The following is a 15,722-nucleotide window of genomic DNA, read 5'->3' as shown; positions in this document are numbered from 1 at the left end:
AGCGCATAAACAATCACACACAACAGATGTCGAGGCGCAGTATGAGTTCAGAGGTATGGGTCATCGCTACCTTGCTAAGTAGCATCGTTCTTATCGTGGTCACCATAGTGAAGGGCAAGATTCACCCCTTTCTTGCCCTGCTGTTGGCCAGCTTCTATGTGGGCACCCTGATGGGGATGGAGCCCCTCAAGATGGTCAGCGCCATGGAAGAGGGCATTGGCGGCACGCTAGGCTTTCTCGCCGCCGTCATCGGTCTTGGCACCATACTCGGCAAGATGATGGAGGTGTCAGGGGCAGCAGAGCGCATCGGTCTCGCCCTGCAGAGATGCCGCTGGCTCTCGCCGGATGTCATCATGGTACTGGTGGGTCTGGTGTGCGGCATCACCCTGTTTGTCGAAGTCGGGGTAGTGCTGCTGATCCCGCTCGCCTTCTCCATCGCCCGCAAGACCAACACCTCGCTGCTGACTCTGGCCATTCCGCTCTGCACCGCCCTGATGGCTGTGCATTGCATAGTGCCGCCCCACCCGGCAGCCCTCTATGTCACCAATCAGCTGGGGGCTGACGTCGGCTCCGTCATCGTCTATGGTCTGGCGGTCGGCCTCTTTGCCTCGCTTATCGGCGGCCCCCTGTTCCTCAAACTGCTGGGCAAGCGGGTACCGTTTAAGGAAGTGCCAGCCGCCTTTGCCGATATCAAAGCCCGCGATGAAGCCACTCTCCCGACCTTGAGCGCCTCGCTCTTTACCGTGCTGCTGCCCATCCTGCTGATGCTGGCCAAGACGGTCGCCGAGCTCAATATGGATCACGCCAGCCACCTCTATGTCGTGCTGGAGTTTATCGGCAACCCCATCACCGCCATGTTTATCGCTGCCTTCACCGCCTACTACGTGCTGGGGATCCGCCAGCAGATGAAGATGGAAGGGCTGCTCAACAAGACCGAGGAGTGCTTCTCCTCCATCGCCAATATCCTGCTCATTATCGGAGCGGGCGGCGCCTTCAACGGCGTACTCAAGGCGAGTGGGCTGGGCGATAGTCTGGCCACTATCCTCTCACAGCTGGATATGCACCCCATTCTGCTCGCCTGGCTGGTGGCTATCGTGCTGCACGCCGCCGTGGGCTCCGCCACCGTAGCCATGATGGGCGCCACCGCCATCGTCTCCCCCATCATGGTGCACTACCCGAACATCAGCCCAGAGATCATGACCCTGGCCATCGGCTCCGGCGCCATTGGCTGCACCATGGTGACTGACTCTCTGTTCTGGCTGGTCAAGCAGTATTGCGGCGCCACCCTGAACGAAACGCTCAAGTACTACACCACCGCCACCTTTGTCGCCTCCCTGATGGCGCTGGCCGGTACCTTCCTGCTCTCCTTTATCGTGTAACAAGACCGAGAACACTATGAAAAACATCGACGTACAACAGCTCACAGCGCAATTTCCACTGGTGCAATTCCTGATCGCGCTTGAACCAGTCACCTGGTTCAACCCCAATACCACCACTCTGGCTGCCGGTCTGCCCTATGTGGGGCTCGATAACAACAATGTGGCGGACGCCTCCGCTCGGCTGGCCCGCTTCGCCCCCTACATGTGCGAAGCCTTCCCCGAGACCCGCGTCAGCAAAGGTATTCTGGAGTCCGACATCGCCGCTATTCCGGCGATGCAGGCTACGCTCAACCAGCGCTACGGGGTTGAGGTCACCGGTCGACTGCTGCTGAAAAAAGACAGTCACCTGCCCATCTCAGGCTCCATCAAGGCGCGAGGCGGTATCTACGAGGTGCTGACTCACGCCGAACAGTTGGCGATCAAGGCTGGTCTGCTGCGGGAAGAGGATGACTACCGCAAACTGTTCAGCGATGAGTTTCGCCAGTTCTTCAGCCAGTACAGCATCGCGGTAGGCTCTACCGGCAACCTTGGCATGTCCATCGGCATCATGAGCGCCAAGCTCGGCTTTACCGTCACCGTCCACATGTCAGCCGATGCGCGGGAGTGGAAGAAGCGCAAGCTGCGTGAACACGGCGTCATCGTGGTCGAATATGCCGAAGATTACGGGGTGGCGGTGGAACAGGGGCGCAAAGAGGCCGATCGCGATCCCAACTGCTTCTTTATCGACGACGAGAACTCCCGCACCCTGTTCCTCGGCTATTCGGTGGCGGGCGAGCGGGTGAAAGCGCAGTTCGACCAGATGGGTATCAAGGTGGATGCCGACCACCCGCTGTTCGTCTACCTCCCTTGCGGCGTGGGTGGCGGCCCGGGCGGGGTGGCCTTTGGTCTCAAGCTCGCGTTCGGGGATAACGTTCACTGCTTCTTCGCCGAGCCCACTCACTCCCCCTGCATGTTGCTGGGGGTCCACACCGGATTGCACGATGCCATTGCGGTGCAGGATCTGGGCATAGACAACCTCACTGCAGCCGACGGCCTCGCGGTAGGTCGCGCCTCCGGCTTCGTCGGCCGCGCCATGGAGCGGCTGCTCGATGGCTTCTACACCCTGAGCGATCAGGAGATGTATGACCTGCTGGGACTGCTGGCGCGCGATGAGCAGATCACACTCGAACCCTCCGCTCTGGCTGGTATGGCTGGCCCGTGGCGGGTGGCAGCCAATCCCGAGTGGCTAACCGGGCGCAGTTTCGATGCCGCCACCATGGCGCAGACCACCCATCTGGTGTGGGCCACCGGTGGTGGCATGGTGCCCGCCGAAGAGATGGCAAAGTACCTGGCCAGCGCCAAGATCTAGGCTTTTTCGCCACATTTATCTGCAAATCAACCCGCCATCACGGCGGGTTTTCTGTTTTGGGAACAAGGGGATGGGGCAGTTCTGTCGCAATCCATGGCGACAATTTCCCCAAGTTGGTCAGTTTGTGCTAAAATGGCGCTCATTTTTTGACATCTCGCGTCACGTTCGCCGCCAGATTGCCCATCGGGCTCTCTGCCCGGGTCGTGACTTTGCACCATCATGCCTGATGATGCTCCCCCCAGGATGAGCCGACAGGCTTCCGTCAAGGTGGGCACCCTCAAGGGCACATGAGATAAGGAGATCGGGTAATGAAACAATATCAAAGCTGGCTGGGAGATTATCTGATGAGCCGACGTGACGGAGATCACGCGATGGCTTCGGAACTTGCCAACACCATCTGCGCCTTCTGGAAGGCCCAGGGTGATGAAGCAGAAACCAGCAAATGGCAGCAACGCTATCAGCAACACGTAGAGCAGGCGCAATAAGCCCCTACACTCTTTCGCGATAAAAAAACCGGCGCACATGGCGCCGGTTTTACATTTCTGGCAAGCAGCAGATTACATCTGGTCGATCATGTCCTGAGCAAACTGGGAGCAGGAGCGCAGGGTGGCCCCTTCCATCAGACGCTCGAAGTCATAGGTGACGGTCTTGTTGCGGATCGCCGCTTCCATCCCCTTGATGATGAGATCGGCCGCTTCAACCCAACCCATGTGGCGCAGCATCATCTCGGCGGAGAGGATCAGGGAGCCCGGGTTGACCTTGTCCTGACCGGCATACTTCGGTGCAGTACCGTGGGTCGCTTCGAACAGGGCCACGCCGTCACCGATGTTGGCACCCGGCGCGATACCGATACCGCCTACCTGAGCGGCCAGCGCGTCGGAGATGTAGTCGCCGTTGAGGTTCATACAGGCGATGACGTCATACTCGGCCGGACGCAGCAGGATCTGCTGCAGGAAGGCATCGGCGATGACATCCTTGATGACGATGGTCTTGCCGGTTTTCGGGTTCTTGAAGGAGCACCAGGGGCCGCCATCGATCAGCTGGGCACCGTACTCGCTCTGGGCCAGAGCATAACCCCAATCCTTGAAGGCACCTTCGGTGAACTTCATGATGTTGCCCTTGTGCACCAGAGTCACGGAGTCACGATCATTGTCGATGGCATACTCGATGGCGGCACGCACCAGACGCTCGGTACCGGCCTTGGACATCGGCTTGATGCCGATCCCGCAGGACTCGGGGAAGCGAATTTTCTTCACGCCCATCTCGTTTTGCAGGAAGGCGATCACCTTGTTCGCTTCGGCACTGTCGGCCTTCCACTCGATGCCGGCGTAGATGTCTTCGGCGTTTTCGCGGAAGATCACCATGTCGGTCAGATCAGGACGTTTCACCGGGCTCGGGGTGCCGTCGTAGTAACGCACCGGACGCAGGCAGATGTAGAGATCCAGCTCCTGACGCAGGGCTACGTTGAGGGAGCGAATACCGCCACCGACCGGAGTAGTCAGCGGGCCCTTGATGGCCACACAATATTCACGAATGAAATCCAGGGTTTCGGCCGGCAGCCAGGCACCTTCGCCATAGACATGAGTCGACTTCTCGCCGGTATAGATCTCCATCCAGGCGATCTTGCGCTCGCCCTTGTAGGCTTTCTCGACCGCAGCATTCACCACATTCAACATGGCCGGGGTTACGTCAACACCGATGCCATCCCCTTCAATAAACGGAATGATCGGATGGTTGGGAACCTGCAGCTTGCCGTTGGCATCGACTGTGATTTTCTGACCTTGGGTCGGGATTACTACTTTGCTTTCCATCGGCATCTCCTAACTTCCGTTTGTTATCAACTTGTTTGTTGCGCGCGGCCATCTTAGCCCATTCATTTTCATAATAAAACGACAAGAAAGCATGTCAGACCAAAGAGGTAGCCACCCGCCAGTGCGCCGTCACCACGCCTTGCCGACCCAGCCCCGTTATCCCTCCAGCTCGCTGGCCGCAGCCTGCGGCTGACTCAGGGAACGGTACTGGGAAGGGGTCAAGCCGGTCTTCTGTTTGAACACCCGGCAGAAGTAGTTCACGTCACTGTAACCGCAGCGACTGGCCACCTCTTCAAGACGAAAGCGGTACTTTTTCAGCATGAATTTGGCCCGATCGATCCGCACCCAGCTGATGTAATCGGCAAGGCGCATATGACCCTGCTCGCGGAACAGGTGGGAGAGATGACTGGCTGAAACGTTGAAGCGGTGGGCAATGGAGTCACGGGTGATGGGACGGTGAAAGTTCTCCTGGATATAGATGCAGATCCCGTGAAAGAGCTCTGCCCCCCGTGGCCGATCCGTGGCGGACTCCAGCAACAGCTGACGGGCACTCGCCAGCAGAGCCTGCAGCAGGTGATCATCGGTGGGGGAGCGACCGGGATCCTCGGTCAGTACGTTCAGCGCCGCCAAAATGTGTTCGATCACATGGCCCGCCCGCGCCATGATGCTGTGCTTTTGCACATCGAAAAAGTCCGGATCTTCACGGCGCTTGCTCACCAGGCTGAACCCCAGCTGGCGTTTGCCAAACAGCAGGCTCAGCACCGAGCAGTCGGTGGTCCAGAGCGGCTTGTTCCAGCCGTTGGGAGGGATATAGAGCGCCTGTCCCGGCAATACACTGATCTCTCTGACCCCCTCCTCCCTGTCCCAAATTTGGTTGAGATACTCGCCGCTAAAGACCAGCTCGAGGCGTGGAAAGTTGACCTGATAGCTGAAACTGGGTGGCACCCCCTGTTCACTGGCAAACCAGATTTGGTCAAATGGAACCTGTTCGCTCAGGGCTCCGTCGAGCAGTTGGCTGAAGATGAGAGACATGGTGATCCTGATCAAGAGAGAGGCAAGCGGTTGCGGCGCGCACGACCGCCCATGTTATAGTCCGGTCCACAGCAGTAATGCCACCCTTTTCTGCACCCGATTTTCTTCAAACTAGACGAGGCGTCCCTTATGAGCAGTAGCGATCTGCCCTCCTTTCTGTTGATGCAAAACCCGATTCAAGGCTATGACTGGGGCAGTCATGACTCCCTCACCACCCTGTTTGGCATCCCCAACCCGCAAGGCAAACCCCAGGCCGAGCTGTGGATGGGCGCCCATCCCAACGGCTGCTCCGAGGTGACGCTGGCGGGCAGTGTGCAAAAGCTCTCTTCGGTGATCGACAGGGCTCCGGCCGCCGCGCTGGGTGAGGCCACCTTCGCCCGTTTTGGCAGCCTGCCGTTCCTGTTCAAGGTGTTGTGTGCCGAGAAGGCTCTCTCCATTCAGGTGCACCCGAGCAAGGCTCAGGCCGAAGCGGGCTTTGCCAAAGAGGAGGCCGCAGGCATCGATATCAAGGCGAGCAATCGCAACTACAAGGACCCGAACCATAAGCCGGAGCTGGTCTTTGCCCTCACCCCCTATCAGGCGATGAACGGCTTTCGCGCCATTCCCGCCATTCTGGCACTGTTCGAGCGGGTCAATCTGGCGGCCATCGCCGATCTGACCGCAGCCTTTGCCGCCAGCCAGAATGAAAGTGGTTTGCAGCACTTCTTCCACCAGTTGCTGATCCTGACTGGGGCACGCAAGGAAGCCGCGCTGGCGGCCTTGCAGGCCTATGCCACCGACCATCAGGATGAAGAGACCTTTGCCCTCATCACCAGTCTGGCCGCCCAATATCCGGGGGATGTGGGCCTCTTCTCGCCGCTCTTGCTCAATGTCGTGACCCTCAAGCCGGGTCAGGCGATGTTCCTCGATGCCTGCACCCCGCACGCCTATGTCCGCGGCACAGGTCTTGAGATCATGGCCAACTCCGACAACGTGCTGCGCGCCGGTCTCACCCCAAAATACATCGATGTGGCAGAGCTGCTGGATTGCACCCGCTGCCAGCCCAAGCCAGATGACCAGATCCTGCTGGCCCCCCGCTGCGAGGGTGCGGTGCAGCACTTCGATGTGCCTGTGCCGGACTTCACCTTCAGCGTCTACCCGGCTGGCGAGCACCAGCTCACCACTGCCAGCGCCGAGATCCTGTTTGCCATCGATGAAACAGTGACCCTCAAGCAAGGCGAACAGTCACTGCGTCTGGAAAAGGGGCAATCTGCCTTTATTCCTGCAGCGACTGGCAGTTATCAACTGCTGGCCGAAGGACGGGTCGCCCGCGCCAGCAACCGCTGCTAACGGGCACATCCTGAGGCTATGCCCCATTCGAATATGCACAAGGGCCATCAATGATGGCCCTTGTTTTTTATCCCCATCCATCCCCTTTCATCGCTTCACAACACGGTTGACCATACTCACAGAGTTATCTCCCTCCCAATTAATGACAATAAAATCACTTGAGGCGCCTGCTATTTGCCAACCAGCTCACACTATTGACCCATAACAAATCACACAAATATCCATTCCATCAAAGAAAACTCATCATCGACCTAGACACTCAGATAAGATTTTGCACGAACGAAACAAAAGTAAGTGATTGATACTAAATAATTAAATTAATATTCACATCGAATTCAATCATCACGCCAAAACGAGATGAGAATCACAGCTCATTCTTGCCAGCACAAAAATCCAGTAAACGGCACATTTGTCCGATTTCGGCACCGCGCTAACGGGAGAACAATATCCAGGTCAATTGTTCCCCCCATCATGCGGCTCGGCAACGGAGCCAGGAGAGTAATATGTTACCCACCATGACCAACGGCAGACTCATCTGCCTGGAGTTGAAGGCCACCAGCAAGGAGGCTCTATTCGACGAGATGGCACAGATGCTGGCGCGCGATGGCGCCGTGTCTGATCAACAACAATTCGTCAAGGATATCTGGGCCCGCGAGCAGCTGGACTGCACCGGCTTCGAGCAAGGTGTGGCCCTGCCCCACGCCAAGAGCAAGGCGGTCAGTCGTCCGGCCATAGCCATCGGTGTCAGCCGTCAGGGTATCGAGTACGGCGCCGAAGATGGCAAACCGACCCAGCTGATCTTCATGATCGCCTCCCCGGATGGCGGCGCCAACCACCACATCGAAGTGCTGGCGGAGCTCTCTACCCGTCTGCTGGAGCCGGGTTTTATCGAGCAGATGAAGGCGGCCACTACCGTCGAGCAAGCCCTGACTCTGCTCAAGCAAGGCCCGAAAGCGGAAAAACCGGCGCCGGCAGCCACTGCCCCGGCGGCCCCCGAAGAGCGCACCTTCAAGGATCGCCTCAACACCATGAAGCAGCACCTGCTGTTTGGTACCTCCCACATGATCCCCTTCATCGTGGCAGGCGGTGTGCTGCTGTCACTGTCGGTAATGATGAGCGGCAAGGGCGCCGTGCCGGAAGCGGGCTTCCTCAAAGACATGGCGACCATGGGTATCGCCGGTCTGACCCTGTTTACCGCTGTACTGGGTGGCTACATCGCCTACTCGCTGGCTGACAAGCCGGGCCTGGCTCCGGGCATGATCGGCTCCTGGATTGCCGTTCAGCACTATCAAACCGGTTTCCTCGGCGCCATTCTGGTGGGCTTCATCGCCGGTTTCGTGGTCAATCAGCTCAAACGGATCAAGCTGCCTGACTCCATGACCTCCCTTGGTTCCATCTTCATCTATCCGTTGATCGGTACCTTCCTGGTGTGTGGCATCGTGATGTGGGGGATCGGTGCCCCGATCGCCGCCATGATGGAAGGGATGAACCACTGGCTCTCCAGCATGGCGGGCTCAGGTAAAGTGATGCTGGGTGCCATTCTGGGTGGCATGACCGCCTTCGATATGGGCGGCCCGGTCAACAAGGTTGCTACCCTGTTTGCCCAGACTCAGGTCAACACCCAGCCCTGGCTGATGGGCGGCGTCGGCATCGCCATCTGTGTGCCGCCGCTCGGTATGGCACTGGCGACCTTTATGTCTCCGAAGCGTTACAAGAAAGAGGAGCGTGAATCCGGCAAAGCGGCCGCCATCATGGGCATGATCGGTATCAGTGAAGGTGCCATCCCGTTTGCCGCTGCTGACCCCATGCGTGTTATCCCGGCCATCGTGGCAGGCGGTATCGTCGGCAACATCACCGGCTTTATGATGCACAGTATCAACCACGCCCCCTGGGGTGGCTGGATTGTCCTGCCGGTTGTTGAAGGCAAGATGGGCTACATCCTGGGTACCATCCTCGGCGCCCTGACCACCGCTATCATCGTCAACCTGCTGAAGAAGCCGGTGAGCGAAGAAGATGACGTGACCGCCACCCAAACCAGCTTCGAAGTCATTGAAGCGGAAGGGGAAGCAGACGTACTGGCCATCACTGCTTGTCCGTCTGGCGTTGCCCATACCTTCCTCGCCGCCAAGAGCCTGCAGAAGGCCGCCGCCAAGCAGGGGATCAAGATCAAGGTCGAGACCCAGGGCGCCAACGGCATCATCAACCGCATCACCGCCAAAGATGTCGCCAACGCCCGTTGCGTCATCTTCGCCCACGACGTGGCTATCAAGAACCGCGAGCGCTTCACCGATATCGAAGTTATCGATGTGAAGACCAAGGAGGCGATTCACAATCCGGAAGCACTGCTGGCCCGCACGCTGGGCAACAAGGCAAACGCCGCCTGATAGCAGTCAGACAGCTCATCACAAGGGGCCCATCGCGGGCCCCTTTTCGTTACCTGCTAAGCAACCGCACATCATCCCACCGACCAAGCCACTGATTTAAAACATATTAACCAGTCACATCACGGATCTTGGCGAGCCGTCACAGAACGGTGACGTGTAAAAAACAGCAATTGAAGCGCTGGTCAGATCTCATGTCAAATGGCTCCGCCTACTAAACTGGAGCATCACAAAAATGATAAAAATCAATAAATTGGTTCTGGCTGTTACCCTCACCCTCACTGCCACCCCCTTGCTGGCCGCCCACTGGACGTGTGGCGAGCACGTGCGCTTCGGCCTGCCCTCCGAATCGGATCAGAAGCTCTGCCGTGAAGGGTATGCGGTCGGCTACAACTACGACTACAAGGTGGCGGACTGGGTCTCCTACCGGATGACCGCCCAGAGCGCACAGGGCACAGTACCGCGCAAGGATGCCTTCGCCGAGGACAGGGAGATCCCGGTTGCCTACCGCGCCACCCTCTTCGACTACAAGGGCTCGGGCTACGACCGTGGCCATCAGGCCCCGGCGGGGGACATGAAATCGAACAAGAACACCATGAAAGAGAGCTTCCTGCTGAGCAACATGACACCGCAGATCGGGGTGCTCAACCAGAAGGCGTGGCGCGTGCTGGAGGACAAGGTGAACAAGTGGGCGGTCTCCCGCAAGGATGTGCAGGTGATCACCGGCCCCATCTTTACCGGCTCTGAAGAGTCCATCGGTCAGGGTGTGGCGATCCCGAGTGCCTACTACAAGATCGTGATGGACCCGGCCAGACTGCAGGCCATCGCCTTTATCATGCCGCAGGAAGAGGTGCCCATCAGCCAGATCGCCGACTACCGGGTCTCGGTACGCGAGGTGGAAGAGCAGACCCAGCTCAACTTCTTCAGCGATATGCCCGAAGAGCAGCAAGAGACGCTGGAAGCCCGCGTCTCCCCGATGTGGAACTGACTGCGAATACTCGTCAGCAGATAGATTCAGACGCCATCAGTCTTGCATCGCGATAGAGGGAGGGGCCAGCGCCCCTCCCAGCAGGGGGAGTTACGCGCCTCCTGCCCTTTTCAGATGGCAGCTGACCCATTGCGGCCATTTTTGCGGTCACTAGGTGTGGCATCACCCGACGACCCGCCCCGACTCACAGTTTGCCGCACCGTTAGCTGGTATATTGCCCTCTCTTTGGCACTAACAGACTGAATTGACGCACATTTGCCTCGTCGCATCGGCCCGCAAACCGCTGCGCCACCGCGCGATTCAGCCCGACAGAGGACCTTTTGATGAAACAGACCCTTCTTGCCCTCACCCTCGGCGGCCTGCTGGCGCTCTCGCCCCTCACCCTGCAAGCGGCCGAGAGCTCAATGCAGATGGAGCATGACCTCAATACTCTGGTCAGCAAACGGCAGGCGGTGGACATGCTGCTCGGCGAAGCACTGCAGATATACAAGTCGCCAGCCAAGATCTCCCACGCCGGTTTTACCGCCAAGATGCCGAGCAATATGGAGCTGGTGACCGAGCGGCTACTGGCCGCCTACCAGCTGGAACCCTACCGCACCGACCTGCTCATCTCGGCGGCCAACGCCCAGATCTACAACGGCAACCTGAGTCGCGCCATCACCTTGCTGGAGCAGGCGCAGGCCGTCGCCCCCGATGATCTCGACATCAACAGCTATCTCGCCATCTGGCTGTTGGTGAAGGGTAACAAGGAGGCTTCCCGCAGCTATCTGGCGAAAGTGGCGGATCGCAACAGTGGCCGCGCAGCCGATCTGGAGGAGATCATCGCCCGGGTACAGCGGATCACCGCCGCCCCGCTGCAGACCGAACTGACCGGGGATCAGGTCAAGGCCAGCAGGGAGGGCAAGCGCGCCATCGTCACCCTGGGCTACGCCCTCAATCCCGACGGCAGCATGGACAAGATCCTGCTGGGCCGCCTGCAAACCACCCTTGAGCTGGCCAAAGCCGACTCGGAAGCGCTGATCATCCTGACCGGCGGCGTGCCCCAGAACCGCCAGACCGAGGGCAAGCTGATGGCCGACTGGCTGGCCAACCACGGCATTGACCGCAGCCGCCTGATTGAAGAGAACTACGCCACCAGCACGGTGGATAACGCCCTCTACAGCGCCTATGCCCTCGCCCGCCACCAGATTGACTATGCGGTGCTGGTAAGCTCAGCCAGCCATGTGCGCCGCGGTCAGACGGTGCTGGAAATCGCCTGCGACCAGATTGGCCCGGCCAACATCAAGGTGGCGAGCGTCAGCTACCCCGACAAGCCCCTTGAGGAGCTGGCTACCCCGAGCGAGAGCGAGCTGCTCGGCATCTACCGCGACGCCCTGCGCACCTACGGCATGTGGAGCTACCGATCTGCCCCGCTGATTGAGCGTTGATCGGCCATCAAAACGAAAAAGAGAGGGAGGCGTGATGCCTCCCTCTCTTTTTATTGACCGATGATTGGCCAAGCCGCGCCCGTTAGCTGACGATAAAGCCCTGCGAGGGGGCCGCTTTGGGATCATCACCGAAGCGGTTCGGCCCCTGCTGACCGTTGCAAACCATAAAGTAGATAAGCACCAGGGTGCCGATAATGGGGATAAGCCCGAGCAGCAGCCACCAAGCGCTGCGGTCGGTATCGTGCAGACGACGGGCCGCCACCGCCAGCGATGGCAGCAGCACAGCCAGCGAATAGATGGAGCTGATCAGCTCATTGTCGCCGCCAATCAGCTTGTCCACCATGCCGAGCAACAGCATGACGATGACGTTGCACAGCACAAACATCCAGTATTCGGTGCGACGGGCTCGCCCGCTGAATACCGCATATTGCTTGAGGACCGAGATATACCAGTTCATTGCGCCTCCTGAGTGGCCTTTATGCCTATGAATAAAAAAGAGAGTCGATAAAACAAGTAGTTAAGAGCTTAGCGCGATCATCACCCCGAGTCGACAATGATGCCCGAACGCCTCCCAAACTAATCAGCGGCGGCAATCATTGACCGACCGATCCGGAAGATGATTTGCCCTGCAACAGGGCAAATCACCCCCATCAGCGCATCACTCTCGTCACAAGCAGGAAAATGGTGCTTAATAATCCATTAGCAATCGTATGGACTCAGCGTGAGGATAGCGGTAGATTCGGCGCCCAATCCTGAACAGGATCTGTGTCTCCCTCCCATAATGAATCCACTTATTCATTACTTCTCCTAACACAGGGATAGCCATGAGTATTACACGCAGAGATTTTCTCAACGGCGTTGCCATCACCATTGCGGCAGGCGTCGCTCCCATCAATCTGCTCAAGGCTGCCGAAGGCGGCAGCACGCTGGCGGATAAAACCCTGGCCTACCCGCCCGCCCTCACCGGCCTGCGCGGCAACCACCCGGGCTCTTTCGAACCGGCCCACAGCATCGCCCGTGACGGCAAGCAGTATGATTTTGCCAATATTCCCCTTGAGGGGGAGTACGATCTGGTGATCGTCGGCGCCGGGATCAGCGGTCTGGCCGCCGCCTGCTTCTATCAGCAACTGCTCGGCGCGGATAAGAAGATCCTGCTACTCGATAACCACGACGACTTTGGCGGCCACGCCAAGCGCAACGAGTTCACCACCCCCGATGGCCTGCGTCTGGGTTACGGCGGCAGTGAGTCCCTGCAATCACCGCGTTCGGTCTACAGCCCGGTGGCGCTCGGTCTGCTCAAGGCGCTGGAGGTCAACATCGACGAGCTGGCCGCCGGTTTCCAGCAGACCTTCTATCCGGATCTGGGGCTGAGCCGCGGCGTCTATTTCGACGAGAAGCACTTTGGCGTCAACAAGATAGTGAACGGGGATCCGGGCCACAACGTGGCGGATGACATCCCGCGCGATCGCCTGAACGGCCGGCCGCTGGCAGAGTTTATCGGTGACTTCCCCCTCGATGATGCCGACAAGGCCGCCCTGTTGGCCCTGCACGAATCGAAGATCGACTACCTGAGCGGCATGACCCGCGAGCAGCAGGATGAGTGGGTGACTCGCAACAGCTACACCACCTTCCTGCGCGATAAAGTGGGCCTCAGCGAGCGGGCGATCACTTACTTCCAGCAGCGCACCAACGACTTCCAGGCGGTCGGCATCGACGCCACCGCCTGCGCCGATGCGCGTCTGTGCGCCTTGCCGGGGTTCGACGGCCTCAATCTGACGCCGCTGGATGCCGAGGAGCAGGCGGAACTGGACGATCCCTACATCTTCCACTTCCCCGATGGCAACGCCGGTCTCACCCGTCTGATGGTGCGCAAGCTCATTCCGCAGGTGGCGCCGGGTCACACCATGCAGGATGTGGTGCTGGCCAAGTTTGACTACAGCAAGCTCGACCTGCCTGAGCACAAGGTGCAACTGCGCCTTGGCAGCACGGCGTTGCAAGCCAAAAACGTGCGCCTCGCCGACGGCAAGCTGGCGGTGGACGTCACCTACATCAAGGAGGGGAAACTGCACCGGGTGCGTGCCAAGCAGTCGATCATGGCTGGCTACAACATGATGATCCCCTACATGGTGCCCGAGATGCCGGAGCCCCAGAAGGAGGCGCTGCGCCAGAACGCCAAGGCGCCGCTGGTCTACACCAAGGTGGTGATCAAGAACTGGCAAGCCTTCGTCAAGCTGGGGGTACACGAGGTCTACTCCCCTGCCGCCCCCTACAGCCGGGTCAAGCTCGACTATCCGGTCAGCATGGGTGGCTACGAGCATCCCAAGAGCCCGGATCAGCCGATGTGCCTGCACATGGTCTATGTGCCGACCCTGCCGGGCAGCGGTCTGTCGGCCCGTGAACAGTCCCGCAAGGGGCGCGCCATGATCCTCGGCATGCCGTTCGAGCAGCATGAACAGATGATCCGCGAGCAGTTGCAGGGAATGCTGGGCAGCGCCGGTTTCAACCATGAGCAGGATATCCTCGCCATCACGGTCAACCGCTGGTCTCACGGTTACTCCTATGTCACCAACACCCTGTTTGATGACGAAGCGCAGTGCGAAAAATGGATTGAACTGGGTCGCCAGCCAATCGGCAACATCACCATCGCCAACTCGGATGCAGGCTGGAGCCCCTACGCCCACGCCGCCATCGACGAAGCGTGGCGCGCCGTCAACGAGCTGGTTGCCATGAGCAAGGGAGGTGCCCAATGAGCCGCGCCCTGTCACTGACCGCCAGCGCCCTGCTGCTGGCCCTGCCTGCCCTTGCCGCCCACGCAGCCCCCGCCATGTCGGCGGGGGAATACGTGGCCAAGCTCGGCGATTGCGCCGCCTGTCACACCAGCGAAACCAGCAAGCCGCTGGCGGGCGGCAAAGGGTTCCCGACCCCCATCGGCACCGTATTTGCCACCAACATCACCCCCGACAAGACCCACGGTATCGGCAACTACAGCCTGCCGGAGTTCATCAAGGTGATGCGCGAAGGGGTGGCCCGCGATGGGCATCGCCTCTATCCGGCCATGCCCTACACCGCCTACGCCAAGATGAGCGATAAGGATCTCGAAGATCTCTATCACTACCTGATGAAGGAGGTACAGCCGCTGGCCATCGCCAACAAGGAGAGCGACATCCCCTGGCCCCTCAACATGCGCTGGCCGCTGATGGGCTGGAACTGGATCTACCACGATGACAGCCGCTTCACCCCGGTGGCGGGCAAGAGCGAAGAGTGGAACCGCGGCGCCTATCTGGTGCAGGGTGCCGGCCACTGCGGCAGCTGCCACACTCCGCGCGGGCTCGGCATGCAGGAGAAAGCGCTGACCGAGGCGGATCCTGTCTACCTGAGCGGTGCTGCGCTGGATGGCTGGTATGCCCCCGACATTCGCGGCAGCCGTTACAGCAAGCAGGCGCTGATCGACCTGCTGAAAACCGGCCGCAGCCAGCATGAAGCGGTCGCGGGCCCCATGGGGGAAGTGATCACTCACAGCAGCCAGTATTTCAGCGACGCCGATCTGGCCAGCATCGCCACCTATCTGACCGATCTGAAAGATGAACCGGTGGCGGAGAAAGGGGCCCGCGCCTACGCCAGTGCCAGCGGCAAGGCGGACTACGCCATGTACTGCTCCACCTGTCACGGGGTCAACGGCCGGGGCAATGACCACGTCATCCCCTCGCTGGTGAACAACCGCACCGTGCTGGCGAGCGATCCGTCGAGCCTGATCAATGTGCTGCTGCACGGCGCCGAAACACCGGTCACCCACGGCCATCTGGGTTACCACATGCCGGGTTATGGCTGGACCATGGATGACGAGCGGCTCGCCGAGCTGGTCAACACCCTGCGCGCCTCCTGGGGCAATGAAGGCACCGCCGTCAAGGCGGCGGCGGTCAAGGCCCAGCGCGAGCTGCACGGCAAGGAGTAAGGGCGGTCAGCTCTCTCTTGACCAAGTGTCATAAGAAAACGGGCCTCCACTGGAGGCCCGTTTGCTATTGATGAA

At 59.6% G+C, this 15,722-nt stretch carries 12 protein-coding genes; 9 read left to right on the top strand and 3 right to left on the bottom strand.

The window, feature by feature from the left end; translation table 11 throughout:
• The first annotated feature begins 41 nt into the window (after positions 1 to 41).
• From dsdX to I6L41_RS02945, 3 genes are all read left to right on the top strand, one after another.
• Positions 42 to 1,379 (top strand): D-serine transporter DsdX, encoded by a 1,338-nt coding sequence (gene dsdX / locus I6L41_RS02955; RefSeq protein ID WP_216961899.1) that lies wholly within the window; start codon positions 42 to 44, stop codon positions 1,377 to 1,379.
• A gap of 16 nt (positions 1,380 to 1,395) precedes the next feature.
• Positions 1,396 to 2,727 carry a D-serine ammonia-lyase gene (locus I6L41_RS02950; RefSeq protein WP_216961895.1) on the top strand — a complete coding sequence of 444 codons (1,332 nt, stop codon included), beginning with the start codon at positions 1,396 to 1,398 and terminating at the stop codon, positions 2,725 to 2,727.
• A gap of 308 nt (positions 2,728 to 3,035) precedes the next feature.
• A complete protein-coding gene (locus I6L41_RS02945) occupies positions 3,036 to 3,212 on the top strand; it encodes a hypothetical protein (protein WP_005337712.1) in 177 nt (58 codons plus the stop codon).
• A gap of 72 nt (positions 3,213 to 3,284) precedes the next feature.
• Here the strand turns inward: I6L41_RS02945 and icd are convergent, their stop codons facing one another.
• Entirely contained in the window at positions 3,285 to 4,538 is a 1,254-nt protein-coding gene (icd, locus tag I6L41_RS02940; RefSeq protein ID WP_216961892.1) for an NADP-dependent isocitrate dehydrogenase, read from the bottom strand.
• Between the two features lie 156 nt (positions 4,539 to 4,694).
• On the bottom strand, positions 4,695 to 5,570 hold the full coding sequence (locus I6L41_RS02935; protein ID WP_005361632.1) for an AraC family transcriptional regulator: 876 nt from the start codon (positions 5,568 to 5,570) through the stop codon (positions 4,695 to 4,697).
• A gap of 129 nt (positions 5,571 to 5,699) precedes the next feature.
• On the opposite strand from I6L41_RS02935, the gene manA reads away from it, so the two are divergent.
• From manA to I6L41_RS02915, 4 genes are all read left to right on the top strand, one after another.
• Positions 5,700 to 6,899 carry a mannose-6-phosphate isomerase, class I gene (gene manA / locus I6L41_RS02930; protein WP_216961889.1) on the top strand — a complete coding sequence of 400 codons (1,200 nt, stop codon included), beginning with the start codon at positions 5,700 to 5,702 and terminating at the stop codon, positions 6,897 to 6,899.
• A gap of 503 nt (positions 6,900 to 7,402) precedes the next feature.
• On the top strand, positions 7,403 to 9,283 hold the full coding sequence (locus tag I6L41_RS02925) for a PTS fructose transporter subunit EIIC (protein ID WP_216961887.1): 1,881 nt from the start codon (positions 7,403 to 7,405) through the stop codon (positions 9,281 to 9,283).
• A 232-nt stretch (positions 9,284 to 9,515) separates the two neighbouring features.
• Complete coding sequence (locus I6L41_RS02920; RefSeq protein ID WP_216961883.1) at positions 9,516 to 10,268, top strand: DNA/RNA non-specific endonuclease; 753 nt, start codon at positions 9,516 to 9,518, stop codon at positions 10,266 to 10,268.
• A 323-nt stretch (positions 10,269 to 10,591) separates the two neighbouring features.
• Complete coding sequence (locus tag I6L41_RS02915) at positions 10,592 to 11,695, top strand: YdcF family protein (protein WP_216961879.1); 1,104 nt, start codon at positions 10,592 to 10,594, stop codon at positions 11,693 to 11,695.
• Between the two features lie 82 nt (positions 11,696 to 11,777).
• On the opposite strand, the gene I6L41_RS02910 is transcribed toward I6L41_RS02915, so the two are convergent.
• Positions 11,778 to 12,152, bottom strand: coding sequence for a DUF805 domain-containing protein (locus I6L41_RS02910; protein WP_005337730.1), 375 nt, complete (start codon positions 12,150 to 12,152; stop codon positions 11,778 to 11,780).
• 367 nt (positions 12,153 to 12,519) lie between these two features.
• Here I6L41_RS02910 and I6L41_RS02905 point away from each other — a divergent pair, with 367 nt between their 5' ends.
• The gene (locus tag I6L41_RS02905) at positions 12,520 to 14,445 is read left to right on the top strand and encodes an FAD/NAD(P)-binding protein (RefSeq protein WP_043821315.1); all 1,926 of its coding nucleotides are present in this window, start codon (positions 12,520 to 12,522) and stop codon (positions 14,443 to 14,445) included.
• Positions 14,442 to 15,647, top strand: a complete 1,206-nt coding sequence (locus I6L41_RS02900) for a cytochrome c (protein WP_216961877.1) — start codon at positions 14,442 to 14,444, stop codon at positions 15,645 to 15,647. Before I6L41_RS02905 ends, I6L41_RS02900 begins: the two co-directional genes overlap by 4 nt.
• The last annotated feature ends 75 nt before the right edge of the window (positions 15,648 to 15,722 follow it).

Source organism: Aeromonas sp. FDAARGOS 1411, assembly GCF_019047125.1.
GTDB classification, from domain to species: domain Bacteria; phylum Pseudomonadota; class Gammaproteobacteria; order Enterobacterales; family Aeromonadaceae; genus Aeromonas; species Aeromonas veronii.
This window is presented reverse-complemented; position numbering and strand designations above follow the sequence as displayed.